Origin of the sequence: Pseudomonas sp. 3HC3, assembly GCF_044904505.1 — a bacterium.
In the GTDB taxonomy this organism is placed as follows: domain Bacteria; phylum Pseudomonadota; class Gammaproteobacteria; order Pseudomonadales; family Pseudomonadaceae; genus Aquipseudomonas; species Aquipseudomonas putida_Y.
Map to the genome: position 1 here is coordinate 1 of NZ_JADDRH010000021.1, position 23,493 is coordinate 23,493.

Annotated in this window: 27 protein-coding genes; 11 read left to right on the forward strand and 16 right to left on the reverse strand. The window is 61.6% G+C overall.

The window, feature by feature from the left end; all coding sequences use genetic code 11:
- Nucleotides 1-991 precede the first annotated feature (991 nt).
- The 10 genes from hisC to INQ47_RS21640 form a co-directional block, all read right to left on the reverse strand.
- Nucleotides 992-2,038 carry a histidinol-phosphate transaminase gene (gene hisC, locus INQ47_RS21595; RefSeq protein ID WP_404702555.1) on the reverse strand — a complete coding sequence of 349 codons (1,047 nt, stop codon included), beginning with the start codon at nucleotides 2,036-2,038 and terminating at the stop codon, nucleotides 992-994.
- A gap of 2 nt (nucleotides 2,039-2,040) precedes the next feature.
- Nucleotides 2,041-3,366, reverse strand: coding sequence for a histidinol dehydrogenase (gene hisD / locus INQ47_RS21600; protein ID WP_021781862.1), 1,326 nt, complete (start codon nucleotides 3,364-3,366; stop codon nucleotides 2,041-2,043).
- Between the two features lie 293 nt (nucleotides 3,367-3,659).
- A complete protein-coding gene (gene hisG / locus INQ47_RS21605) occupies nucleotides 3,660-4,295 on the reverse strand; it encodes an ATP phosphoribosyltransferase (protein ID WP_021781861.1) in 636 nt (211 codons plus the stop codon).
- A gap of 90 nt (nucleotides 4,296-4,385) precedes the next feature.
- Nucleotides 4,386-5,651 carry a UDP-N-acetylglucosamine 1-carboxyvinyltransferase gene (gene murA, locus INQ47_RS21610; protein WP_176683737.1) on the reverse strand — a complete coding sequence of 422 codons (1,266 nt, stop codon included), beginning with the start codon at nucleotides 5,649-5,651 and terminating at the stop codon, nucleotides 4,386-4,388.
- A 23-nt stretch (nucleotides 5,652-5,674) separates the two neighbouring features.
- A complete protein-coding gene (locus tag INQ47_RS21615) occupies nucleotides 5,675-5,914 on the reverse strand; it encodes a BolA family protein (protein ID WP_003255121.1) in 240 nt (79 codons plus the stop codon).
- Nucleotides 5,915-6,031: 117 nt separating this feature from the next.
- Nucleotides 6,032-6,334, reverse strand: coding sequence for a lipid asymmetry maintenance protein MlaB (locus INQ47_RS21620; protein WP_021781860.1), 303 nt, complete (start codon nucleotides 6,332-6,334; stop codon nucleotides 6,032-6,034).
- On the reverse strand, nucleotides 6,331-6,978 hold the full coding sequence (locus tag INQ47_RS21625; protein ID WP_404702556.1) for a phospholipid-binding protein MlaC: 648 nt from the start codon (nucleotides 6,976-6,978) through the stop codon (nucleotides 6,331-6,333). Before INQ47_RS21625 ends, INQ47_RS21620 begins: the two co-directional genes overlap by 4 nt.
- A gap of 9 nt (nucleotides 6,979-6,987) precedes the next feature.
- Nucleotides 6,988-7,473 (reverse strand): outer membrane lipid asymmetry maintenance protein MlaD, encoded by a 486-nt coding sequence (mlaD, locus tag INQ47_RS21630; protein WP_003255124.1) that lies wholly within the window; start codon nucleotides 7,471-7,473, stop codon nucleotides 6,988-6,990.
- Nucleotides 7,473-8,270 (reverse strand): lipid asymmetry maintenance ABC transporter permease subunit MlaE, encoded by a 798-nt coding sequence (mlaE, locus tag INQ47_RS21635; protein WP_003255125.1) that lies wholly within the window; start codon nucleotides 8,268-8,270, stop codon nucleotides 7,473-7,475. Before mlaE ends, mlaD begins: the two co-directional genes overlap by 1 nt.
- The gene (locus INQ47_RS21640; protein ID WP_012270662.1) at nucleotides 8,270-9,079 is read right to left on the reverse strand and encodes an ATP-binding cassette domain-containing protein; all 810 of its coding nucleotides are present in this window, start codon (nucleotides 9,077-9,079) and stop codon (nucleotides 8,270-8,272) included. The genes mlaE and INQ47_RS21640 overlap by 1 nt, the downstream gene beginning before the upstream one ends.
- Nucleotides 9,080-9,326: 247 nt before the next feature.
- Here INQ47_RS21640 and INQ47_RS21645 point away from each other — a divergent pair, with 247 nt between their 5' ends.
- The 10 genes from INQ47_RS21645 (at nucleotide 9,327) to INQ47_RS21690 (ending at nucleotide 16,340) form a co-directional block, all read left to right on the forward strand.
- Nucleotides 9,327-10,301, forward strand: a complete 975-nt coding sequence (locus INQ47_RS21645) for an SIS domain-containing protein (RefSeq protein WP_252461568.1) — start codon at nucleotides 9,327-9,329, stop codon at nucleotides 10,299-10,301.
- A gap of 12 nt (nucleotides 10,302-10,313) precedes the next feature.
- Nucleotides 10,314-10,838: a KdsC family phosphatase gene (locus INQ47_RS21650; RefSeq protein ID WP_392461947.1), complete on the forward strand. Its 525-nt coding sequence runs from the start codon at nucleotides 10,314-10,316 to the stop codon at nucleotides 10,836-10,838.
- A gap of 8 nt (nucleotides 10,839-10,846) precedes the next feature.
- Nucleotides 10,847-11,419, forward strand: coding sequence for an LPS export ABC transporter periplasmic protein LptC (lptC, locus tag INQ47_RS21655; RefSeq protein ID WP_252461566.1), 573 nt, complete (start codon nucleotides 10,847-10,849; stop codon nucleotides 11,417-11,419).
- The gene (lptA, locus tag INQ47_RS21660; protein ID WP_209967834.1) at nucleotides 11,406-11,930 is read left to right on the forward strand and encodes a lipopolysaccharide transport periplasmic protein LptA; all 525 of its coding nucleotides are present in this window, start codon (nucleotides 11,406-11,408) and stop codon (nucleotides 11,928-11,930) included. The genes lptC and lptA overlap by 14 nt, the downstream gene beginning before the upstream one ends.
- On the forward strand, nucleotides 11,931-12,656 hold the full coding sequence (gene lptB / locus INQ47_RS21665) for an LPS export ABC transporter ATP-binding protein (RefSeq protein ID WP_252461565.1): 726 nt from the start codon (nucleotides 11,931-11,933) through the stop codon (nucleotides 12,654-12,656).
- Nucleotides 12,657-12,832: 176 nt separating this feature from the next.
- On the forward strand, nucleotides 12,833-14,326 hold the full coding sequence (locus INQ47_RS21670; RefSeq protein WP_252461564.1) for an RNA polymerase factor sigma-54: 1,494 nt from the start codon (nucleotides 12,833-12,835) through the stop codon (nucleotides 14,324-14,326).
- A 79-nt stretch (nucleotides 14,327-14,405) separates the two neighbouring features.
- Nucleotides 14,406-14,714: a ribosome hibernation-promoting factor, HPF/YfiA family gene (gene hpf / locus INQ47_RS21675; protein ID WP_003255135.1), complete on the forward strand. Its 309-nt coding sequence runs from the start codon at nucleotides 14,406-14,408 to the stop codon at nucleotides 14,712-14,714.
- A gap of 12 nt (nucleotides 14,715-14,726) precedes the next feature.
- Nucleotides 14,727-15,191 carry a PTS IIA-like nitrogen regulatory protein PtsN gene (gene ptsN / locus INQ47_RS21680; RefSeq protein ID WP_404702557.1) on the forward strand — a complete coding sequence of 155 codons (465 nt, stop codon included), beginning with the start codon at nucleotides 14,727-14,729 and terminating at the stop codon, nucleotides 15,189-15,191.
- Nucleotides 15,192-15,193: 2 nt separating this feature from the next.
- Nucleotides 15,194-16,048 (forward strand): RNase adapter RapZ, encoded by an 855-nt coding sequence (rapZ, locus tag INQ47_RS21685; RefSeq protein ID WP_252461563.1) that lies wholly within the window; start codon nucleotides 15,194-15,196, stop codon nucleotides 16,046-16,048.
- 19 nt (nucleotides 16,049-16,067) lie between these two features.
- The gene (locus INQ47_RS21690; RefSeq protein WP_010952144.1) at nucleotides 16,068-16,340 is read left to right on the forward strand and encodes an HPr family phosphocarrier protein; all 273 of its coding nucleotides are present in this window, start codon (nucleotides 16,068-16,070) and stop codon (nucleotides 16,338-16,340) included.
- Nucleotides 16,341-16,452: 112 nt separating this feature from the next.
- Here the strand turns inward: INQ47_RS21690 and INQ47_RS21695 are convergent, their stop codons facing one another.
- The 4 genes from INQ47_RS21695 to pmbA all read right to left on the reverse strand — a co-directional run bounded on the left by INQ47_RS21695 (nucleotide 16,453) and on the right by pmbA (nucleotide 20,507).
- Nucleotides 16,453-17,064, reverse strand: a complete 612-nt coding sequence (locus INQ47_RS21695) for a superoxide dismutase (RefSeq protein ID WP_404702558.1) — start codon at nucleotides 17,062-17,064, stop codon at nucleotides 16,453-16,455.
- An 81-nt stretch (nucleotides 17,065-17,145) separates the two neighbouring features.
- Nucleotides 17,146-18,522: a lyase family protein gene (locus tag INQ47_RS21700; RefSeq protein WP_252461561.1), complete on the reverse strand. Its 1,377-nt coding sequence runs from the start codon at nucleotides 18,520-18,522 to the stop codon at nucleotides 17,146-17,148.
- On the reverse strand, nucleotides 18,515-18,916 hold the full coding sequence (locus INQ47_RS21705; RefSeq protein ID WP_021781850.1) for a hypothetical protein: 402 nt from the start codon (nucleotides 18,914-18,916) through the stop codon (nucleotides 18,515-18,517). The genes INQ47_RS21700 and INQ47_RS21705 overlap by 8 nt, the downstream gene beginning before the upstream one ends.
- Nucleotides 18,917-19,160: 244 nt before the next feature.
- A complete protein-coding gene (gene pmbA, locus INQ47_RS21710) occupies nucleotides 19,161-20,507 on the reverse strand; it encodes a metalloprotease PmbA (protein ID WP_404702559.1) in 1,347 nt (448 codons plus the stop codon).
- 109 nt (nucleotides 20,508-20,616) lie between these two features.
- Between pmbA and yjgA the strand changes: the two genes are divergently transcribed.
- Entirely contained in the window at nucleotides 20,617-21,138 is a 522-nt protein-coding gene (yjgA, locus tag INQ47_RS21715) for a ribosome biogenesis factor YjgA (RefSeq protein ID WP_003255152.1), read from the forward strand.
- A gap of 57 nt (nucleotides 21,139-21,195) precedes the next feature.
- Here yjgA and tldD read toward each other — a convergent pair whose 3' ends face one another.
- Nucleotides 21,196-22,635, reverse strand: coding sequence for a metalloprotease TldD (gene tldD / locus INQ47_RS21720; protein ID WP_209967842.1), 1,440 nt, complete (start codon nucleotides 22,633-22,635; stop codon nucleotides 21,196-21,198).
- Between the two features lie 2 nt (nucleotides 22,636-22,637).
- A complete protein-coding gene (locus INQ47_RS21725) occupies nucleotides 22,638-23,489 on the reverse strand; it encodes a carbon-nitrogen hydrolase family protein (RefSeq protein ID WP_404702560.1) in 852 nt (283 codons plus the stop codon).
- Nucleotides 23,490-23,493 lie beyond the last annotated feature (4 nt).

Consider the following 23,493-nt stretch of genomic DNA (forward strand, 5'->3'; position numbering starts at 1 on the left):
CAGTGGAAGACAGGGAATCGTGTTTCGAACTATGCTTTTTCATGGTCTCGCCCTCGCTGCCGTTGGCTTCTTCGAACACCACCGTGGCACTGTGATGCCTCGGCGGGGGCGAGTCCATCGATTACACCTGATCGGTGGCGGACACACATCAGGGGTTGGACACAGGCCGTCGTAGGAGCGGGTTCACCCGCGAAAGGGTCGGACCTGCTGGCCAATATCCCCGGTCATTCACCATCGCAGCCACCACCGTATTCGCGGGTGAACCCGCTCCTACACCTGATCGGTGGCGGACACACATCAGGGGTTGGACACAGGCCGTCGTAGGAGCGGGTTCACCCGCGAAAGGGCCGGACCTGCTGGCCAATATCCCCGGTCATTCACCATCGCAGCCACCACCGTATTCGCGGGTGAACCCGCTCCTGATCGGTGGCGGACACACATCGGTGGTTGGACACAGGCCGTCGTAGGAGCGGGTTCACCCGCGAAAGGGCCGGACCTGCTGGCCAATATCCCCGGTCATTCAACGTCGCAGCCACCACCGTATTCGCGGGTGAACCCGCTCCTACATCTGATCGGTGGCGGACACACATCAGGGGTTGGACACAGGCCGTCGTAGGAGCGGGTTCACCCGCGAAGAGGCCGACCCTGCTGGCCAATATCCCGGTCATTCAACGTCGCAGCCACCACCGTATTCGCGGGTGAACCCGCTCCTACATCTGATCGGTGGCGGACACACATCAGGGGTTGGACACAGGACGTCGTAGGAGCGGGTTCACCCGCGAAAGGGTCGGACCTGCTGGCCAATATCCCCGGTCATTCACCATCGCAGCCGTCACCGTATTCGCGGGTGAACCCGCTCCTACACACCGATCGGGGGTGGGCACACATTGGTGATTGGGCGCAGTGCATTGGAGGGCTTACCCGCGAACACGGGCGAAGCCCGTGCCATTCTGTTTCGCGAGCATGCCCGTTCCCACAGGGTGGACTGCCGTCAGCTCAACGCATCCAGCAGGGCCTGGTTCATTTCCGGCGTACCGATGGTAATCCGCAGGAACTGGGCAATACGCGGCTGCTTGAAGTGGCGCACGATCACGCCCTGCTCGCGCAAGCGTGCCGCCAGCTCGCCGGCATCCTGCTGCGGGTGACGGGCGAAGATGAAGTTGGCAGCCGACGGCAGCACCTCAAAGCCCTTGGCCTGCAACTGCCCGACCAGTTCCTCGCGGCTGTCTATCACCTTGCGGCAGGTTTCCTCGAAATACTCTCGGTCTTCGAACGCCACCGCCGCGCCGACGATAGCTGCACGGTCCAGCGGGTAGGAGTTGAAGCTGTTCTTGATCCGCTCCAGCGCCTCAATCAGGTCCGGGTGCCCCACCGCCAGGCCAACTCGCAGACCCGCCAGCGAGCGCGACTTCGACAGCGTCTGGGTAACCAGCAGGTTATCGTAGCGGTCCACCAGGCTGATCGCCGTTTCACCACCGAAATCAATGTAGGCCTCATCCACCACCACCACCGAATCACGGTTGGCCTGCAGCAACTGCTCTACCACCTGCAACGGCATCAGGCAACCGGTCGGCGCATTGGGGTTGGGGAAGATGATGCCAGCGTTGGGCTTTTTGTAGTCCTCGATGCGTATCTGGAACTGCTCATCCAACGCCACCTGTTCGAAGGCAATGCCGTAAAGGCCGCAGTAGACCGGGTAGAAGCTGTAGCTGATGTCCGGGAACAGCAGGGGCGCATCGTGCTGGAACAGGCCGTGGAAGATGTGCGCCAGCACCTCGTCCGAGCCGTTGCCGACAAACACTTGCGCCGGGGTCACGCCGTAGTACTCGGCCACCGCTTGCTTGAGACGGTCACCGTTCGGGTCGGGGTACAGGCGCAGGTTATCGTTAAGTTCGTCGCGCATGGCCTCCAGCGCCTTGGGCGACGGGCCATAGGGGTTTTCGTTGGTGTTCAGCTTGACCAGGCGCGCCAGCTTGGGTTGCTCGCCCGGCACATAAGGCACCAGGTCCTTGACGAAGGGGCTCCAGAATCGACTCATGCTCAGTTCCCCTTGTCTTGGGTCAGGATACGGTATTCGGCACTACGGGCGTGGGCAGTGAGCGACTCGCCTCGGGCAAGGACCGAGGCAGTGTGACCCAGCTCGGACGCGCCCTGCTCGGAGCAGAAGATGATCGACGAACGCTTCTGGAAGTCATACACCCCCAGCGGCGACGAAAAACGCGCGGTACCTGAAGTGGGCAGCACGTGGTTAGGGCCAGCGCAGTAATCGCCCAGCGCTTCGCTGGTGTGGCGGCCCATGAAGATCGCGCCAGCGTGGCGAATGTGTGGCAGCCAGGCTTGCGGGTCGGCCACCGACAGCTCCAGGTGCTCCGGTGCGATGCGGTTGGCCACTTCCATGGCCTGCTGCATATCTCGCACCTGGATCAGCGCACCACGGCCATTGATCGACTTCTCGATGATATCGGCACGCTCCATGGTCGGCATCAGCTTGTCGATGCTGGCAGCCACGCGATCGAGGAAGGCGGCATCCGGGCTGACCAGAATGGCCTGGGCGTCTTCGTCGTGCTCGGCCTGGGAGAACAGGTCCATGGCGATCCAGTCCGGGTCGGTCTGGCCGTCGCATACCACGAGAATTTCCGAGGGGCCGGCGATCATGTCGATGCCTACCTGGCCGAACACGTGGCGCTTGGCGGTGGCAACGTAGATGTTGCCCGGACCGACGATCTTGTCCACCTGCGGCACGCTTTCAGTGCCGTAGGCCAGCGCAGCCACGGCCTGGGCACCACCGACGGTGAACACCCGGTCGACACCGGCGATGCAGGCAGCCGCCAGCACCAGTTCGTTGACCTCACCCCGCGGGGTCGGTACTACCATCACCACTTCAGCCACGCCGGCAACCTTGGCCGGGATGGCGTTCATCAGCACCGACGACGGATACGACGCCTTGCCGCCCGGCACATACAGGCCAGCACGGTCCAGCGGGGTGACCTTCTGGCCGAGCACGGTGCCGTCGGCCTCGGTGTACTGCCAGGAATCCTGCTTCTGCCGCTCGTGATAGATGCGCACACGGTTGGCGGCCTTTTCCAGGGCTTCGCGCTGGACCGGAGTGATACGGGTCAGCGCCAGCTCCAGGCGCGCGCGATTGAGGATCAGGTCGTCAATCGACTTGGCGTCAACACCATCGAAGCGCTGGGTGAATTCCACCAGCGCCGCATCACCGCGCTCACGCACGGCCTTGATGATGTCGAGCACGCGCTGATTGACCGCGTCATCGGACACACTTTCCCAGCTCAGCAGATGATCCAGATGTCGGGCGAAATCCGGATCAGCAGCGTTGAGACGGGCAATTGCAGTGGACACGGTCATGGCGAGGGCCTCGTAATATTAGCGAATGCTCAGGCGCCCTAGGGGATTGTGCGAAAAGTGCCTGCGCGACGATCATGCTACGTTAAAAACAGGCTCGGAATGCTCATTTGCAACCAGCAAAGTCGGGCGCGACCCCGGCCGTTCCTCGCCTGTTTTCGCCTTGCATGATCGCCGCTCGGCGACTTTTCGCACAATCCCAAGCTACCAGTCCATCCGCGCGGGCACCCGAGAAAAATGGCTATGACGCGGATAGACGGGCGCGACAGCGAAGGCCGCGCGCAGCAGGTAGAGCGTTAGCCGCGGTGTCGCGATTCGACCGCTCCGCGCAGCGTCTCGATCAGGCTCTGGATACGGGCGTGCTGCATTTTCATGGAGGCTTTGTTGACCACCAGGCGCGAGCTGATCGTGGCGATCAGTTCCTGGGGTTCCAGGCCGTTGGCACGCAGGGTGTTGCCGGTGTCGACCACGTCGATGATCTTGTCGGCAAGATTGATCAGCGGTGCCAGTTCCATCGAGCCATACAGCTTGATGATGTCGACCTGGCGACCTTGTTCGGCGTAGTAACGCTTGGCTACGTTGACGAACTTGGTGGCCACGCGCAGGCGCCCTTTGGGCTCGGCTGCGCCGACTACGCCCGCGGTCATCAGCTTGCATTGGGCAATCTGCAGGTCCAGGGGCTCATACAGGCCCTGGCCGCCGTACTCCATCAGCACGTCCTTGCCGGCCACACCCAGGTCGGCGGCCCCATGCTCGACATAGGTCGGCACGTCGGTGGCACGCACGATCAGCAGGCGCACGTCGTCCTGCGTGGTAGGGATGATCAGCTTGCGGCTCTTGTCCGGGTTTTCGGTCGGCACGATGCCGGCCTCGGCCAGCAACGGCAAGGTATCGTCGAGAATACGGCCTTTGGAAAGCGCGATGGTCAACATTGGAACGTCGGTCCTTAAGCGGCTGCTGCCGGCCAGGTCATCGACCTGGCCGCATTCAATTCAAAAGGTGCGTCCTTGCACCCGCGGGCATTAGCCCGGTACGCGGCGGATTTTCGCGCCGAGCATCTGCAGTTTTTCCTCGATGCACTCGTAACCACGGTCGATGTGGTAGATGCGATCGATCAGGGTATCGCCTTCGGCAACCAGCGCCGACAGCACCAGGCTGGCGGAAGCACGCAGGTCGGTGGCCATGACCGGGGCACCCTTCAGCGCCTTGACGCCAGTGACGATGGCAGTGTTGCCTTCGACCTGGATCTGCGCGCCCATGCGGTGCATTTCGTAAACGTGCATGAAGCGGTTTTCGAAGATGGTCTCGATCACCGCGCCAGTGCCTTCGGCAATGGCATTCAGCGAGATGAACTGCGCCTGCATGTCGGTCGGGAACGCCGGGTACGGGGCGGTACGCAGGTTGACGGCTTTCGGCCGCTTGCCATGCATGTCCAGTTCGATCCAGTCTTCGCCGGTGGTGATATCGGCACCCGCTTCCTTGAGTTTTTCCAGCACGGCTTCAAGGATGGTAGGGTCGGTGTCCTTGACCTTGACACGGCCACCGGTCACGGCAGCGGCGACCAGGTAGGTACCGGTCTCGATGCGGTCCGGCATCACGCGGTAGTTGGCCGAATCCAGTCGTTCGACACCATCGATGGTGATGGTATCGGTACCTGCGCCCTGAATGTTCCCGCCCATGGCGTTGATGAAGTTGGCCAGGTCGACCACTTCAGGCTCACGCGCGGCGTTCTGCAACACGCTGCGGCCCTTGGCCAAGGCAGCGGCCATCATGATGTTCTCGGTACCGGTCACGCTGACGGTGTCGAAGAAGAAGTGCGCGCCACGCAGGCCGCCTTCAGGCGCCTTGGCCTTGATGTAGCCGCCTTCCACTTCGATCTTCGCCCCCATGGCCTCAAGGCCACGGATGTGCAGATCGACCGGGCGCGAGCCAATGGCGCAACCGCCAGGCAGGGCCACTTCGGCTTCGCCGAAGCGCGCAACCATCGGGCCCAGCACCAGGATCGAAGCGCGCATGGTCTTGACCAGTTCGTATGGCGCGACCAGGGTTTTGATGGTGCGCGGATCGATCTCCACCGACAGCTTTTCGTCGATCACAGGCTCAATGCCCATACGCCCGAACAGCTCGATCATGGTGGTGATGTCGTGCAGGTGCGGCAGGTTGCCCACGGTGACCGGGCCATCGGCCAGCAGGGTCGCTGCCAGAATCGGCAGGGCTGCGTTTTTCGCACCCGAAATGCGGATCTCGCCGTCAAGGCGAGCGCCGCCAGTAATAATCAGTTTGTCCATTGGAGTCTCGCCGCCAAGTTGGCTCAGGTGCGCTCAGCCCAGGCTGCGCTGCTGAAAAATTTCATGGTTACCGCATGGATGCTGCCATTGGCGATCCACGGATTCAGGTGAGCATAGATCGCCTGCTGGCGTTTGACCGGACTCAGGCCAGCCAACTCGTCGCTGATCACGTTCAACTGGAAGTTGCAGCCTTCGCCTTCAACTTCGACCCGGGAACCCGGCAATTTCTCTTCAAGGAAGCTCTTAACTTCTACGGCCTGCATGCTCAACCTCAATCGGCGCCCGATGCGCACGGGTCGGCCATCATACAAAAAAGCCCCTCGCCTGCGAAGCCCAACGAAGGCTTCGCTGACCGAGGGGCCATCATCCGTGCCTGGCCACTAGCTTGCCAGCACTTCATCGAGATCATAGACCTCGGCAATTTCCCGCATGTCGTCGGGCATGCTACGCACCTCGCACGCCTTGCCGGTGGCCTGAGCATCACGAATGTACGCAAGCAACAGCGACAGGCCGACACTCGACGACTTCTCGACAGCCGAGCAATCAAGCACCAGCCGCGGCTCGCGCGAGCCATCGATCAGCACCTTGCCTTGCTTGCGCAAGGCCGGGCCGCTGCGGTAATCCAGCACGCCAGCCAGACGCAGCACGCCCGGCTCGGCCATGCTTACAGCAGCCTCGCTCATTTGACGCTCTTCTCTGGCGAGTTGTCGGCAGTCTGCTTGGCCTTGGCCACTTCGCCGGCCCAGCCGTCTATGGTCTTGTCCAGGTCGTTGCCGTTGCGCTGCATGGCATCGGCGAACTGGTCACGGAACAGCTTGCCGATGTTGATGCCGTTGACGATCACGTTACGCACCTTCCACTCGCCGCCAATGTTCTGCAGGGTGTACTGCACGGGGTACACGGCACCGTTGTTGCCGGTGACCTTCATGCCGACACTGGCGCGCTTGCCGTCATCGGCCTTAGCCGGGTCGACGGTGATGCCCTGGTTGTTGTATTCGAGCAGGGCATTGCCATAGAACTGCATCAGGCTGCGCTTGAAGTTCTCCTGGAAGCGCTGCATCTGCTCCGGGGTCGCCTTGCGGGAGTATTTCACGGTCATGATGCTGCGCGAGATACCGTCAGCATCCACCACCGGGCCGAGAATGCGGTTGAGCGAGTCATAGAAGGCGTTGGGGTTGGACTTGTACTGCTCCTTGTTGGCCTTGAGGTCACCGAGCAGTTCATTGGTGGTGCCCTGAACCACATCGTGCGGTGTCTGCGCAGCCAGGGCCAGCAGGGGGAAGGCCGCCAGTAGCACTAGCAGGCCACGTCGCAGGATCGAAATCATGGATACTCCTTAATTAGCCGGTTGCGCTTCTTTCGGTTCCTTGCCAACAGAGTTGAGCAGGAACTTGCCAATCAGATCTTCCAGCACCAGTGCCGACTGAGTGTCATGGATGGTTGAGCCATCCTTGAGGACATCGTCTTCACCGCCCACGCTGATGCCGATGTACTTCTCACCAAGCAAACCGGCGGTCAGGATCGAGGCAGTGGAGTCGGTCGGCAGGTTATCGACCGACTTGTCCAGTTGCAACGTCACCCGACCGGTGTAGGAATCACGGTCCAGATCGATGGCGGTGACCTTGCCGATGGTCACACCGGCCATGGTCACCTTAGCTCTGACCGTCAAACCGGCGATATTGTCGAAGTAAGCATAAACTTTATAGGTATCAGTGGTCGGGCTGGCCGACAGCCCGCTGACACGCAGGGCCAGCAGCAGCAGCGCCAGGATCCCGGCCAGGAGGAACAGGCCGACACCGATTTCCAGGGTGCGGTTTTGCATCAGAAATCTCCAAACATCAAGGCGGTCAGAATAAAGTCCAGACCCAGCACTGCCAACGAGGCATAGACCACGGTCTTGGTGGTTGCACGACTGATCCCTTCTGAGGTGGGCTCACAGTCGTACCCCTGGAATACGGCTATCCAGGTCGAGACGAAAGCAAACACCAGGCTCTTGACCAGCCCGTTGAGCACGTCGTCAGTGAAAGAAACGCTGTTCTGCATGTTGGCCCAGAACGAGCCCTCGTAGACGCCCAGCCAGTCCACCGCCACCCACGAGCCACCCCAGATACCGACCACGCTGAAGATCAGCGCCAGCAACGGCAGCGAGATGAAACCCGCCCACAGGCGTGGCGCAACGATGTACTTGAGCGGGTCGACACCGATCATTTCAAGGCTCGACAACTGCTCGGTGGACTTCATGTTGCCGATTTCGGCGGTCAATGCGGAACCGGCACGGCCGGCAAACAGCAATGCCGTTACCACCGGCCCAAGTTCACGCAGCAGGGTCAGGGCGACCATCTGCCCCACCGCCTGCTCCGAGCCGTACTTGGTCAGGATGCTGTAGCCCTGCAGCGCCAGCACCATGCCGATGAACACCCCGGACACGACGACGATCGCCAGTGACAGCACGCCCACCGAGTACAACTGCTTGGTCAGCAGCTGGAAGCCGCCGCCAATGCCGCCGCGACCGACCAGCGCATGGAACAGGAACAGGCACGAACGCCCGAGCACGGCCAGCACGTCGATTGCCGACCGGCCCAGCAGGCGGACACGTTCGAGTAAGGATTTTCTGCGCATCAACGCGCCCCCAGCAGGTCGGCGCGGTAATCAGGCGCGGGAAAGTGGAAGGGAACCGGGCCATCCGGGTCGCCTTTCATGAATTGGCGGATCCGTGGATTGTCCGAGCCCATCAGCTCATCAGGCGTCCCCTGGCCCAGCACCTGGCCGTCACCTACCACGTAGATGTAATCGGCGATGCTGGCGGTTTCTGCCAGGTCATGGGAAACCACGATGCTGGTGATGCCAAGGGCATCGTTGAGCAGGCGAATCAGGCGCACCAGCACCCCCATGGCGATCGGGTCCTGGCCGACGAACGGCTCGTCGTACATGAGGATCTGCGGGTCCAGGGCAATCGCCCGGGCCAGCGCCACACGGCGCTTCATGCCACCGGACAGCTCGTCGGGCATCAGGTCGATGGCACCGCGCAGCCCCACGGCCTGCAGTTTCATCAGCACGATGTCACGGATCATTTCGTCCGACAGCTGAGTATGCACGCGCAGCGGGAACGCGACGTTCTCGAACACATCGAGGTCGGTGAACAACGCGCCGCTCTGGAACAGCACCCCCATCTGCTTACGGGCGTCGAACAGGTCGCTGCGCGACAGCGTCGGCAGGTTCTGGCCGGCCACCCATACTTCACCGCTGGAGGGGCGCAGTTGCGCACCCATCAGGCGGAGCAACGTGGTCTTGCCGCAACCCGATGGTCCCATGATGCCGGTGACCTTGCCGCGCGGGATGCGGATGTCGACGTTGCTGAAAATGCTGCGCGAACCACGTTTGAAGGTTACACCCTTCAACTCGACCGCATAGGCGCTATCCACACTCATCTAGACTCCTTGCTAATGCAGCCTCGTCCTAGTGGACGCCGGCCTCCATCTGGAAGGCACACGCATCCTGACAGGCCGAATAGCGGCGAACTATAGCACCGCTGACAGCGCCGCCCCAAGGCCGGACAACCAGCCGTTCAGCCCCGGGACAGGCTTTGGTGGTATTTGCTGCAGCAATCGAGGAGGTGAGGGTTTTCATCATTACGCGTATAATCGTCGCCCTTTCATCAGGCATTGCTTTTTCGACATGAGCCAATCCAGCGAGCTGATCCAATCCGCCCAACGCACTCTGCGCCTGGAACTCGAGGCCGTGGAGGCCCTTTTGGCGCGCATCGACGACAATTTCGTCAAGGCCTGCGAACTGATTTTGAACAGCAAAGGCCGGGTCGTCGTGGTCGGCATGGGCAAGTCCGGGCACATCGGCAACAAGATCGCCGCAACCCTGGCCAGCACCGGCACCCCGGCATTTTTCGTACATCCGGCCGAAGCCAGCCATGGCGACATGGGCATGATCACCCGTGATGATGTCATCCTTGCGCTGTCGAACTCCGGTAGCACCGCCGAAATCGTCACCCTGCTACCACTGATCAAGCGCCTGGGGATCAAGCTGGTCAGCCTGACCGGTAACCCCGATTCGCCGCTGGCCCAGGCCGCCGAGGTCAACCTTGACGCCCGCGTCGAGCAAGAGGCCTGCCCACTTAACCTGGCACCCACTTCCTCGACCACCGCATCGCTGGTGCTGGGCGATTGTCTGGCCATCGCCCTGCTTGAGGCCCGCGGCTTCACCGCCGAGGACTTTGCTTTCTCGCACCCCGGGGGTGCGCTGGGCCGCCGCCTGCTGCTGAAGGTCGAGAACGTGATGCACGCCGGCGTCGATCTGCCTCAAGTACCACGCGGCACCCTGCTCAAGGACGCGCTGCTGGAAATGTCCCACAAAGGTTTGGGCATGACCGTGATCGTCGAAGCCGATGGCAAGCTGGCCGGGATCTTCACCGACGGTGACCTGCGCCGCAGCCTGGACCGCAATATCGATGTGCACACCACCCTGATCGATCAGGTCATGACCGTTCATGGCAAGACTGCCCGTGCCGACATGCTCGCCGCCGAAGCCCTGAAGATAATGGAAGACCACAAGATCAACGCTCTGGTGGTGGTGGACCGTGAAGACCGCCCGACCGGCGCCCTGAACATGCATGACCTGCTGCGCGCCGGCGTAATGTAAAGGAGCGATGGAATGAACCAGGACCTCATGCAACGCGGAAAAGGCATCAAGCTTGCTGTATTCGACGTGGACGGCGTGCTCACCGACGGGCGCCTGTATTTCCTCGAGGATGGCAGCGAATTCAAGACGTTCAATACCCTCGACGGCCAGGGCATCAAGATGCTCATGGCCTCGGGCGTGACTACCGCGATCATCAGCGGGCGCAAGACGCCAGTGGTCGAACGCCGGGCCAGGAACCTCGGCATCCCGCACCTCTACCAAGGCCGGGAGGACAAATTGGTGGTACTTGACGGCCTGCTCGCCGAACTGGGCCTAAGCTATGATCAAGTGGCTTACCTGGGCGACGACCTGCCCGACCTGCCGGTGATTCGCCGGGTGGCTCTGGGCATGGCCGTAGCCAACGCCGCACCATTCGTACGCCAGCACGCCCACGGCGTGACCCAGGCACGTGGTGGCGAAGGCGCGGCCCGTGAATTCTGCGAACTGATCATGCACGCCCAGGGCACCCTGGACGCTGCCAACGCCAACTACCTGTAAGGCTGCCCATGCTCAGCAAGAAAGCCCGAAACATTGTGCTGCTCGGGGCGATAGCCGCCCTGTTGGTAGCCATTGGCTACTGGAATGTCAGCCCCGAAAGCTTCCTCGACAAGCCCGTGGCCCAAGTCGATGAAAGCGCCATCGACTACTACGCGATCAACGCCCACAGCGTGCAGTTCCTGCCCGACGGCAAGCTGCAATACGAAATGACCGCCGACAGGATCGAACACCTCAAGACCAGCGAAATCACACAAGTGACCACACCGGACCTGCACCTGTACCGCGGCACCGAATACCCGTGGCATGTGCAGAGCACACGCGCCGAGGTCAATCCGGACGGTACCGAGGTCGAACTGATCGACAAGGTACGGATTGCCCGCACCGATGAAAAGCAGCGTGAAACCATCATTACCAGCTCACGCATGACCGTGTTCCCGCAGAAGCAATATGCGCAGACCGAGCAAGCCGTTAGAATCGACGGCGCCGGAGGCACAACTACGGGCAAAGGCATGAAAGCGTATTTGAAAGAAGGCAAGATGGACTTGCTCTCTAACGTAAGAGGACAGTATGAGGCTCGTTAAAACCCTCCCCCTTTTGCTCAGCCTGAGCGCAGCACTGGGAAGCGCGAGCGCCCTCGCCCTGCCGAACGACCGTGACCAGCCTATCCGCATCCAGGCCGACAACGCCCACCTGGATGACAAGCAAGGTGTGGCCACTTACACCGGCGACGTGATCATCACCCAGGGTTCGATGATGATCAAAGGCAACACCGTGACCATTACCCGCTCCGCCTCCGGCGATATCGACGTAGTGACCTCGGTGGGCAACCTGGCCTACTTCGAGCAGCAGCAGAGCGCAGCCAAGCCAGACAAGATGAAAGGCTGGGGCGTGACCATCCAGTACCAGGCGCAGAAGGACCTGGTAATTCTCACCGACCGCGCCAAGGTCGAGAACGAAGGCAACACCACCGAAGGCGAGAAGATCGTCTACAACACCCAGACCCAGGTGGCGACCGCCGGTCGCGGTAGCAACGTGACAACACCCCGTCAGCGTATCGACATGGTGATCCAGCCCAAGAAGAAGGCCGAGTAAATGGCAACCCTCAAAGCCCAGCACCTGGCAAAGAGCTACAAGGGGCGGCAGGTAGTACGTGATGTCAGCCTGTCGATCGACAGCGGCCAGATCGTCGGCCTGCTCGGCCCCAACGGCGCCGGCAAGACCACTTGCTTCTACATGATTGTCGGTCTGGTCCAGGCCGAACAGGGCCGCGTACTGATCGATAACCTCGATGTGAGCTACCAACCCATGCACGGCCGCGCGCGCGCCGGCATCGGCTACCTGCCCCAGGAAGCCTCGATCTTCCGCAAGCTGTCGGTAGCCGACAACATCATGGCCATCCTCGAGACCCGCAAGGACCTCGACCGGGACGGCCGCCGCAAAGAGCTGGAAAGCCTGCTGCAGGAGTTCCACATCAGCCACATCCGCGACAACCTCGGTATGAGCCTGTCCGGTGGCGAACGCCGCCGTGTCGAGATTGCCCGCGCTCTGGCGACCGCACCCAAGTTCATCCTGCTGGACGAACCGTTCGCCGGTGTCGACCCGATTTCGGTCGGCGACATCAAGCAGATCATCCACCACCTCAAGGCCAAAGGTATCGGTGTACTGATTACCGACCACAACGTGCGTGAAACTCTGGATATCTGCGAGACCGCTTACATCGTCAACGATGGCCGACTGATCGCCGAAGGCGACGCTGAAACCATCCTGGCAAACGACCTGGTCAAAGAAGTTTACCTGGGCCACGAGTTCCGCCTCTGACCCGAAAGGCGCCTGAAGTACTGGCAAGCAAGCCGTGAGACTGCGGGTAAAGTTGTTACGGTACTCTAGGCAAACGCTACAATTTAAGGCATAAAACTTGCTTGATCTGGCGCTCCGGCGCCCTCGTGTAGTGGATGGCGCATGCGCGCCGGCGAACAAGGTATTAAGCCCCTGCCATGAAACCATCGCTCGTCCTAAAAATGGGCCAGCAACTGACGATGACACCTCAGTTGCAACAGGCCATCCGCCTGCTCCAGCTCTCTACCCTGGACCTCCAACAGGAAATCCAGGAAGCGCTGGAGTCGAACCCGATGCTCGAACGTCAGGAAGACGGCGAAGACTTCGACAACAGCGACCCGATGGCCGATAACGCCGAGAACAAGCCGGCCGCCGAAGTTCAGGACAACAGCTTCCAGGAAAGCACCGTCAGCACCGACAATCTGGAAGACGGTGAGTGGAGCGAGCGCATCCCCAACGAGCTCCCGGTCGATACCGCCTGGGAAGACATCTACCAGACCAGCGCCAGCAGCCTGCCGAGCAACGATGACGACGAGTGGGACTTCACCACCCGCACATCGGCCGGCGAGAGCCTGCAAAGCCACCTGCTGTGGCAGTTGAACCTGGCGCCGATGTCCGACACCGACCGTTTGATTGCCGTGACCCTGATCGACAGCATTAACGGCCAGGGCTACCTGGAAGACACACTCGAAGAAATCTGCGCCGGTTTCGACCCGGAGCTGGATATCGAGCTGGACGAGGTCGAAGCAGTACTGCACCGCATCCAGCAGTTCGAGCCGGCTGGTGTCGGCGCCCGCAACCTCGGCGAATGCCTGTTGCTGCAACTGCGCCAACTGCCTGCTACAACCCCGTGGATGACCGAAGCCAAGCGTCTGGTCACCGATTTCATCGACCTGCTCGGCAGCCGTGACTACAGCCAGCTGATGCGGCGCATGAAAATCAAGGAAGACGAGCTGCGCCAGGTCATCGAACTGGTGCAAAGCCTTAACCCGCGCCCAGGTTCGCAGATCGAGTCCAGCGAGCCCGAGTACGTGGTGCCCGACGTCATCGTGCGCAAGGACAGCGACCGTTGGCTGGTAGAGCTGAACCAGGAAGCCATCCCACGCCTGCGCGTCAACCCACAGTACGCCGGCTTCGTGCGCCGTGCCGACACCAGCGCCGACAACACCTTCATGCGCAACCAGCTGCAGGAAGCGCGCTGGTTCATCAAGAGCCTGCAAAGCCGCAACGAAACCCTGATGAAAGTTGCCACGCAGATCGTCGAGCACCAGCGCGGCTTCCTCGACCACGGCGACGAAGCGATGAAGCCGTTGGTGCTGCACGACATTGCCGAAGCAGTAGGCATGCACGAATCGACCATCTCGCGGGTTACCACGCAGAAATACATGCACACCCCGCGTGGCATCTACGAACTGAAATACTTTTTCTCCAGCCATGTCAGCACCTCCGAAGGCGGAGAATGCTCGTCCACGGCGATCCGCGCGATCATCAAGAAACTGGTTGCAGCGGAAAATCAGAAAAAGCCATTGAGTGACAGCAAGATCGCTGGTTTACTGGAGGCACAAGGCATCCAGGTAGCCCGTCGCACCGTCGCCAAGTACCGCGAGTCACTCGGCATCGCACCGTCGAGCGAGCGCAAGCGACTGATGTAGCCCCTGAGATGTGCCACAGCGTTTTCGTGGCAGGTGCAAGACCTGCCTCTTTATGCACGGGCAACAAAGGAGAAGCTGTATGCAAGTCAATATCAGTGGACAGCATGTAGAAGTCACCCAGCCACTGCGCGATTACGTGCTTGAAAAGCTCGCCCGCGTGGAGAGTCACTTCGACAAGATCACCAACGTGCAGGTAATCATGAAAGTCGAGAAGCTTCAGCAGAAGGTCGAGGCGACCTTGCAGATTCCCGGCGGCGAAGTGGTAGCCAACGCCGAACACGAAGACATGTATGCAGCAATCGATGCCTTGGCCGACAAGCTCGACCGCCAACTGAAAAAACACAAGGAAAAACAGCAAAGCCTGCTGCAAGGTGCAGCTGCCCGCTGATCCCCCTCATCCATGATCCGACTTGAAACCATCCTGACCCCCGGCCGTTCCCTCGTGAACGTGCCGGGCGGCAGCAAGAAGCGCGCCTTGGAAAAGGTCGCCACTGTCATCGCCGACCAAGTGCCAGAACTGGAGATGCAGGACGTCTTCGAAAAATTGGTAGCCCGGGAAAAGCTCGGCTCTACCGGTTTCGGCAATGGCATCGCCATCCCGCACTGCCGGCTTGAAGGATGCTCCGCTCCAGTCAGCGCCCTGCTGCACCTGGAAGCCCCTATTGATTACGACGCCATCGATGGCGCGCCAGTGGACCTGCTGTTTGTGCTGCTGGTGCCCGAAGCGGCGACCGATGCCCATCTTGAGCTATTGCGCCAGATCGCCAGCATGCTCGATCGCAAGGAGGTCCGTGATCGGCTGCGTGCGGCCACCAGCAATGAGGCCCTGCTCCAGGTTGTCCTGGACGTACAGAACGAGCACTGAACATGCGCCTGATCATCGTCAGCGGCCGGTCCGGCTCCGGCAAGAGCACCGCCCTCGATGTCCTGGAAGACAGCGGTTTCTATTGCATCGACAATTTACCCGCCGGGCTGCTGCCGCAGTTGGCGGAAAATGCACTGATCAACACCGATTTGCTGCAGCCCAAGGTGGCGGTGTCTATCGATGCGCGCAACCTGCCCAGCCACCTGACGCGCTTCCCCGAACTGCTTGAAGAAGCCCGCGCCCGGCACATCCAGTGTGACGTGTTGTACCTGGATGCCGATGAAGAGGTCCTTCTCAAACGTTTCTCGGAAACCCGCCGGCGACACCCCCTGACCAATGCGAACCGCTCGCTCGCGGAAGCGATCCGCGTGGAAAGCGAGTTGTTGGGACCCATTGCCGACCTGGCCGACCTGAAGATCGACACCACCAACCTGAACCTGTACCAGTTGCGTGACTCGATCAAGCTGCGCCTGCTGAACCAGCCCGAGCCTGGCACAGCGTTTCTGGTCGAGTCGTTCGGTTTCAAGCGAGGGATGCCGGTTGACGCTGACCTGGTTTTTGACGTGCGCTGCTTGCCCAACCCCTACTGGAAGCCAGAACTGCGTGAGCACTCGGGCCTCGATCAACCCGTGATCGACTACCTGGCCGCACAAGCGGATGTCGAAGACATGTACAACGACATCTCCAGCTACCTGCTCAAATGGTTGCCCCGCTTCGCTGCCAGCAACCGCGCCTACGTAACCATCGCCATCGGCTGCACTGGCGGCCATCACCGTTCGGTGTACATCACCGAGCGCCTTGGTCGACAGCTGCAGCAAACCCTGAAAAACGTCCAGGTCCGCCATCGCGACCTCTAGCCCAAGGATCCGCCCCACGATGCCCGCCCGCGAAATCACCATCATCAACAAGCTGGGTCTGCATGCCCGGGCGGCAGCCAAGTTCGTCGGTGTGGCCGGCCGCTTCCCCTGCCAGGTACGGGTTGGCCGCGCCCCGGACAAGCTGGTGGATGGCAAGAGCATCATGGCGGTAATGATGCTGGCAGCAGGCAAAGGCACCCAGGTGCACCTGCATACCGAGGGCGAGCAGGACAGCGACGCCATGGACGCACTGGTCGAGCTGATCAACAACTTCTTTGACGAAGGCGAATAGCCCCCGCACACCTGCGCTTGCACAATGTCAGGACATCGCGGTATCCATCGCCATCATCAGACAGAAGCCTGTACACAGCCTAAAGCTCGCCAAGAGCGCATACCGGTCCAACTCACTTCAGGGCTTCGAGGTAGCGGCGCTCGACTTCCACCCAGTCAATGACGTTGTAGAAGGCACCGATGTATTCCGGGCGACGATTCTGGTACTTGAGGTAGTACGCGTGCTCCCACACGTCCAGGCCTAAGATCGGCGCATTGCCGTGCATCAGCGGGCTGTCCTGGTTGCCGCTGCTCTCCACCACCAACGTTTTTTGCGGCGTCACGCTGAGCCAGGCCCAACCGCTGCCGAAGCGGGTCAACGCGGCCTTGGTGAAAGCCTCCTTGAAGGCCTCGAAACCGCCAAGTTGTGCAGTGACAGCTTGCGCCAGCTGGCCCACAGGCTCGCCACCGCCCTGAGGTGACATGACGGTCCAGAACAGGCCGTGGTTGGCGTGCCCGCCGCCGTGGTTGGTCACAGCGCCACGCAGGTTTTCCGGCAGTTGCTTAACGGCAGCGACCAGTTTTTCCACCGGCCATTCAGCCCAATCGGTACCTTCGAGGGCGGCATTGAGCCCGTTGACGTAAGTCTGGTGATGCTTGGTGTGGTGGATTTCCATTGTCTGGGCATCAATGTGTGGCTCCAGGGCGTCGTAGGCGTATGGCAATGCAGGCAAGGCATGGGGCATGTCAGTGAATTCCGTAGGCATGGGTTCTGGGTGCCACATCCGTGCGTGCACTGTGGCTGTCTCCCGGGCGGCGACGCAGTGTCAGATTCCCCCGGCGGTGAGCTTTTCCGGGTCCAGCAGCGCTTCAAGCTGATCGCGGGACAGATCGGTGTGCTCCAGCGCAACATCGATGATTGGGCGCCCCTGCTGGTAGGCGGTCTTGGCGATTTCGGCGGCCTTGAGGTAACCGATGATCGGATTCAACGCAGTGACCAGGATCGGGTTGCGCGCGAGGGCTTCCTTGAGTTTGTCTTCGTTGACCTTGAAGCTGGCGATGGCTTTGTCGGCCAGCAAGCGGCTGACATTGGCCATCAGCTCGATGCTTTCCAACAGGTTGCGGGCGATCACCGGCAGCATCACGTTCAGCTCGAAGTTACCGGCCTGGCCAGCGACGGCGATGGTCGCATCGTTGCCAATCACTTGGGCGGCAACCATGGCAGTGGCTTCCGGGATCACCGGGTTGACCTTGCCTGGCATGATCGAAGAGCCCGGTTGCAGAGCTTGCAGTTCGATTTCGCCCAGGCCGGCCAGCGGGCCAGAGTTCATCCAGCGCAGATCGTTGGCAATTTTCATTAACGCCACAGCGGTGGTCTTGAGCTGGCCAGACAAAGCCACGGCCGTGTCCTGCGAGCCGATCAGTGCGAACAGGTTCTGGCCGGGCGTGAACTCGACCTTGGTCAGGCCACTGAGCTGGCGAGCGAAACCGACCGCGAACTGTGGATGGGCATTGATGCCGGTACCCACGGCAGTTCCGCCCTGGGCCAGCGCCTGCAAGTGCGGCAGCATCGCTTCGATGTGCGCCTTGGCAGCATTGATCTGCGCAGCCCAGCCATCCAGCACCTGGCTCATGCGTACCGGCATTGCGTCCATCAGGTGAGTACGGCCGGTCTTCACGTACTGATGTACTTGCGCCGACTTGACCTCGATCACCTGTACCAGGTGCGTCAGGGCTGGCAACAACTGCTCGTGCAGGGCGAGCGCGGCGCTGACGTGGATGGTGGTCGGGATAATGTCATTGCTGCTCTGGCCACAGTTGACGTGGTCATTGGCATTGACCGCCTCACCCAGTACGTGGGTAGCCAGGGTGGCGATCACCTCGTTGGCGTTCATGTTCGAACTGGTGCCAGAGCCGGTCTGGAACACATCAACAGGGAAGTGCTGGATGAAGTCCTCGGCCAGCAGTTGCTCGACCGCCTTGGCGATAGCCAGGCCCTGCCCGGCAGAAAGTTGCGCCAGTTCGACGTTGGCCTTGGCCGCAGCGGCCTTGGCCAGCAACAAGGCACGAATGAACTGTGCCGGCATACGCTGGCCGCTGATCGGGAAGTTGTCGACCGCGCGCTGGGTCTGGGCGCCGTACAGCGCCTGGGCCGGCACCTGCAGCTCACCCATGCTGTCACGCTCGATACGGGTATCACTCATCATCAAATCCTTGCATCAGTTCATCAGGAGAAATCGAAGGCAGCAGGCGGCAATTGGCCAACTGCAAGGCGTAGGGTTGCCAGCGCTGGTTCTGTTCCTGGCGGTCGAGGTTGCGCAGGTCCAATAGAGGACGCCATGCCTGATCCAGGCACAGGCAACGCCAATGCCAAGGCAACATGCGATCGCAGGCGGTATCCAGCAGCAGGCGAAACGCTGTCAGCGCCACCGTCCATGACGAGGTTTCGGTGCAGCACACCAGATAGCGGCCTTCGGCCAGGTAATGCTCGATCAGGCGCGGCTCGTCGGGCTCGAGCGCACAGCGAATACGCCGGCTGAGCCAGCGCCAGTTTTCCAGGTAGGGCAGTTCGCGGAGGACGGGTTTCATGAACATCATCGCCGGGTTTCTGGATAATGATATTCATTATTAAATGATAAGCAGAATCACTTCAAGAGCGAGGTGATGAAACAAAAACCCGGCGCCAGGGCCGGGTCTTCGGATTTGCAGAGAAAGGTGTAGTGCTGTGCCGGCCTCCTCACGGGTAAACCCGCACCTACAACAGCCTGTGTCCAACCCCGAGGTGCATCCACCACCGTGTAGGAGCGGGTTTACCCGCGAAAGGGCCGGCGCAGGCTAAAGATCAGCTACCTGCAACAGTCATGCGCTCAATCAGCACCGAGCCCGTATGGATATTGCTGCGGGTTTCAAGATCGCTGCCAATCGCGACAATCTGCTGGAACATGTCCTTCATGTTTCCGGCGATGGTGACTTCCTGCACGGCATGCTGGATCTCGCCATTTTCAACCCAGAACCCCGCGGCACCACGGGAGTAGTCCCCCGTCACCATGTTCAAGCCATGCCCCATCAGCTCGGTCACCAGCAGCCCGCGGCCCATGCGGCGAATCAGCGCGGCCTGATCTTCGATACCGTGGCTGACGAACAGGTTGTGCACGCCACCGGAGTTGGCCGTACTTGGCAAACCCAGCTTGCGCCCGGAATAGGTACCCAGCAAGTACGACACCAGCTCGCCTTTGTCGACAAACGGTTTGGCATAGGTGGCCAGGCCATCACCGTCGAACGCGGCGCTGCCCAACGCGCGCGGAATATGCGGGCGCTCGTCCAGGGTCAGCCAGGAAGGGAACAGGCGCTGGCCAAGAGTACCTTCCAGGAACGATGACTTGCGGTACAGGTTGCCACCGGAAATGGCCGACAGGAAGCTGCCAAACAGGCCACCGGCCAGTTCGGCCGAGAACAACACCGGCACCTCGCAAGTCGGCACCGGTCGGGCGCCAAGGCGGCTAGCGGCACGCTGGGCAGCGCGCAGGCCGATGCTGCTCGGGTCGGCCAGCAGGTTGCCCTGGCGGTTCACGTCGTACCAGTAGTCACGCTGCATCTGCCCGTCGCCTTCGGCAATCATCACGCAGCTCAGGCTGTGCCGGGTCGAGGCGTAACCACCGATGAATCCATGGCTGTTGCCATACACGCGGCAGCCTTGGTGGGTATTGAGGGTGGTGCCATCGGCGTTGAGGATGCGCGGGTCGGCGTCGAACGCCGCCGCCTCGCAGGCCAGGGCCATTTCAATGGCCTTCTCAGGCTCGATATCCCAGTCGTGGTATAGGTCCAGATCAGGGATTTCACGCGCCATCAGCGCCGCGTCGGCCAAGCCCGAGCATTCATCCTCGGAGGTATGCCTGGCAATTGCCAGCGCTGCAGCGACGGTCTCGCGAATCGCCTCCGCGCCACTGGCAGAGGTGCTGGCCGAACCTTTACGCTGGCCGACATAGAGGGTGATACCAAAGCCCTGGTCGCGGTTGAACTCGACCGTTTCGACCTCACGCTGGCGTACGGTGGTGGACAGCCCCTGCTCCAGCGACACCGCCACCTCGCAGGCACTGGCCCCCTGACGACGCGCCTCGGCGATGATCGCCTCGACCTGTTCCTGCAATGCTGGCAAGTCTTTCGGACCTACGCTCTGGACTGCACTCATGGTTCTCTCCACTCAAATTCTGCGTACGGCCTGGGGTCATTCTACGACCGGGCCGGACAAGCGGCCCCCGACTGGTTATCATGGCGGCGATTTCTAGCGGACTGCCACCATGGTTGATTCAAACGACGACGCCTTCGACGGCGAAAAAAGCAAAACCCAGATCAAGCGCGAACTGCATGCGCTGGTCGAACTCGGCGAGCGGCTTACCACGCTCAAGGCCGATACCTTGGCGCGCCTGCCATTGACCGACGAGCTGCGCAAGGCACTGGCCGAGGCCAGCAAGCACACCGCTCATGGCGCCCGTAAACGCCACATGTCGTTCGTCGGCAAGCTCATGCGCGTGCAAGACCTCGATGCCATCCACGCCTTGCTCGAGCAGATGGACAGCTCGACTCGCCAGTACAACGAGCGCTTCCACAGTTTGGAGCGCTGGCGTGACCGGTTGATCGACGGTAACGACGAAGACCTCGAGCGCTTCGTCAACGAGTACCCCGACACCGACCGCCAGCAACTGCGCTCGCTGGTGCGCCATGCCCAGCACGAGAAGGCGCGGAACAAGCCGCCTGCCGCCGCGCGCAAGGTGTTCAAGTACATTCGCGACCTCGACGAGCTGCAGCGCGGGCTACGCTGACAGACTGGGCCCCTGTGGGAGCGGGTATCCCCACTCCCACAGCGGCTCCCGAAACCATCAAGCCCCGGTACCGCCCACGGTAATCGCATCCAGTTTCAAGGTAGGTTGGCCCACCCCGACCGGCACCGACTGCCCGTCCTTGCCGCACGTCCCTACCCCGCTGTCCAGTGCCAGGTCGTTACCGACCATCGAAACCCGGCTCATCGCCTCGGGACCATTGCCGATCAAGGTTGCGCCCTTCACCGGCGCGGTAATCTTGCCGTCTTCGATCAGGTAGGCCTCACTCGTGGAGAACACGAACTTGCCGCTGGTGATATCCACCTGCCCACCACCGAGGTTGGCGCAGTAGATACCCTTCTTCACCGACGCGATGATCTCCTGCGGGTCGCTTTCGCCGGCACGCATGTAGGTGTTGGTCATGCGTGGCATCGGCAGGTGCGCGTAGGATTCACGACGGCCGTTGCCGGTCACAGCCATGCCCATCAAGCGCGCGTTCAACTTGTCCTGCATGTAGCCCTTGAGCACACCATTCTCGATCAACGTGGTGCATTCGGTCGGGGTGCCTTCGTCGTCCACGCTCAGAGAGCCACGTCGGCCTTCAAGGGTGCCATCGTCAACGATGGTGCACAGGCTCGACGCCACTTTCTCGCCAATACGGCCGCTGAACGCCGAACTGCCCTTGCGGTTGAAGTCGCCTTCCAGGCCATGACCGACGGCCTCGTGCAACAGCACGCCCGACCAGCCCGGGCCCAACACCACCGGCAAGGTACCGGCCGGCGCCGGGATTGCTTCCAGGTTCACCAGGGCCTGGCGCAGGGCCTCACGGGCGTAGCCCATCACCCGCTCTTCGGTGAAGAAGCGGTAATCGGTACGCCCGCCACCGCCCTGCCCACCGCGTTCGCGACGGCCATTCTGCTCGACGATGACGCTGACATTGAAGCGCACCAGCGGGCGTACGTCGGCGGCCAGGCTGCCATCGGCCGCAGCAATCAGAATACGCTCCCAAACCCCGGCCATGCTCACGCTGACCTGCTGAATGCGCGGGTCCAGGGCACGGGTGGCGGCATCCACACGTTTAAGCAGCTCGACCTTTTCAGCACGGCTGAGCACGTCCAGCGGGTTGTCCGCGGCATACAGGGCGGCCACCTCCTGACTGCGGAAGGCTTGCACCGTGCCGTTCTGTCCGGCACGGGAAATCGAACGTGCAGCACGGGCTGCCGAGGTCAGCGCTTCAAGATTGATCGCATTGCTGTAGGCGAAGCCGGTTTTTTCGCCGGACTGGGCACGCACGCCCACGCCCTGGTCGAGGTTGAAGCTGCCCTCTTTGACGATGCCGTCTTCCAGCGCCCAGGTTTCCGAGATCTGGCCCTGGAAATACAGGTCGGCGGCGTCGATGCCGGGGCCAGCCAACTCACCCAGCACGCTCTGCAGGCTGTCCAGGGTCAAGCCGCCTGGGGCCAGGAGCTGCTCACTGACGGTGGATAACATCTGGCTCATAGTCACTCCGAGGTGTGCGCAGGCCGCAACGCGCCCTGCGAAAAAAAGCGCCGGTGCGATAACACCGGCATGCGCGCCCGAATGGACGCTTGTTCTTCAATGTCGCGCTCGGCAAGCAGTACCGCTTCACCTTGCGCCTGTTCTGCGAGAATGCGCCCCCAAGGGTCGACGATCATCGCATGGCCATGGGTTTCCCGTGGGCCAGGGTGGGCGCCGCCCTGTGCCGCAGCCAGCAGGTAACACTGGGTTTCGATGGCCCGGGCTCGCACCAGCACCTCCCAATGTGCCGCGCCGGTCACTGCAGTAAAAGCTGCCGGTGCGGTGATCAGCTCCGCGCCGGCGGCGCGCAGCGCGCTGTACAGTTCGGGAAAGCGCAGGTCGTAGCACACGCTAAGCCCAAGCCGCCCGACCGGCGTATCAGCCACCACCACCTGAGCACCCTGCGCGTAGTCATCCGACTCGCGGTAGCGGCCCCGGTTGTCGGCCACATCCACGTCAAACAGGTGCAGCTTGTCATACCGCGCCACCACCTCGCCGTGTTCATCGATCAACAGCGAGCACGCATGGGCCTTGGCATCGGGCTGGCCGAACGGTGGCAATGGCAAGGTACCGGCAACAATCCATAACTTGAGGTCGCGGGCGGCGCGTTTCAACCATGGCAGAATAGGCCCTTCCCCCAAGGCTTCGGCACGGCCGATGGCAGCAGCGTCCTTGCGCCCCATGGCGGCAAAGTTTTCCGGCAGCACCGCCAACCGTGCGCCGCCCGACGCGGCCTGCTCCAACAGGGCACCGGCACGCTGCAGGTTGGCCTGCACCTCGTCCTGGCTGACCATCTGGATTACCGCTGCCTTCATGGGT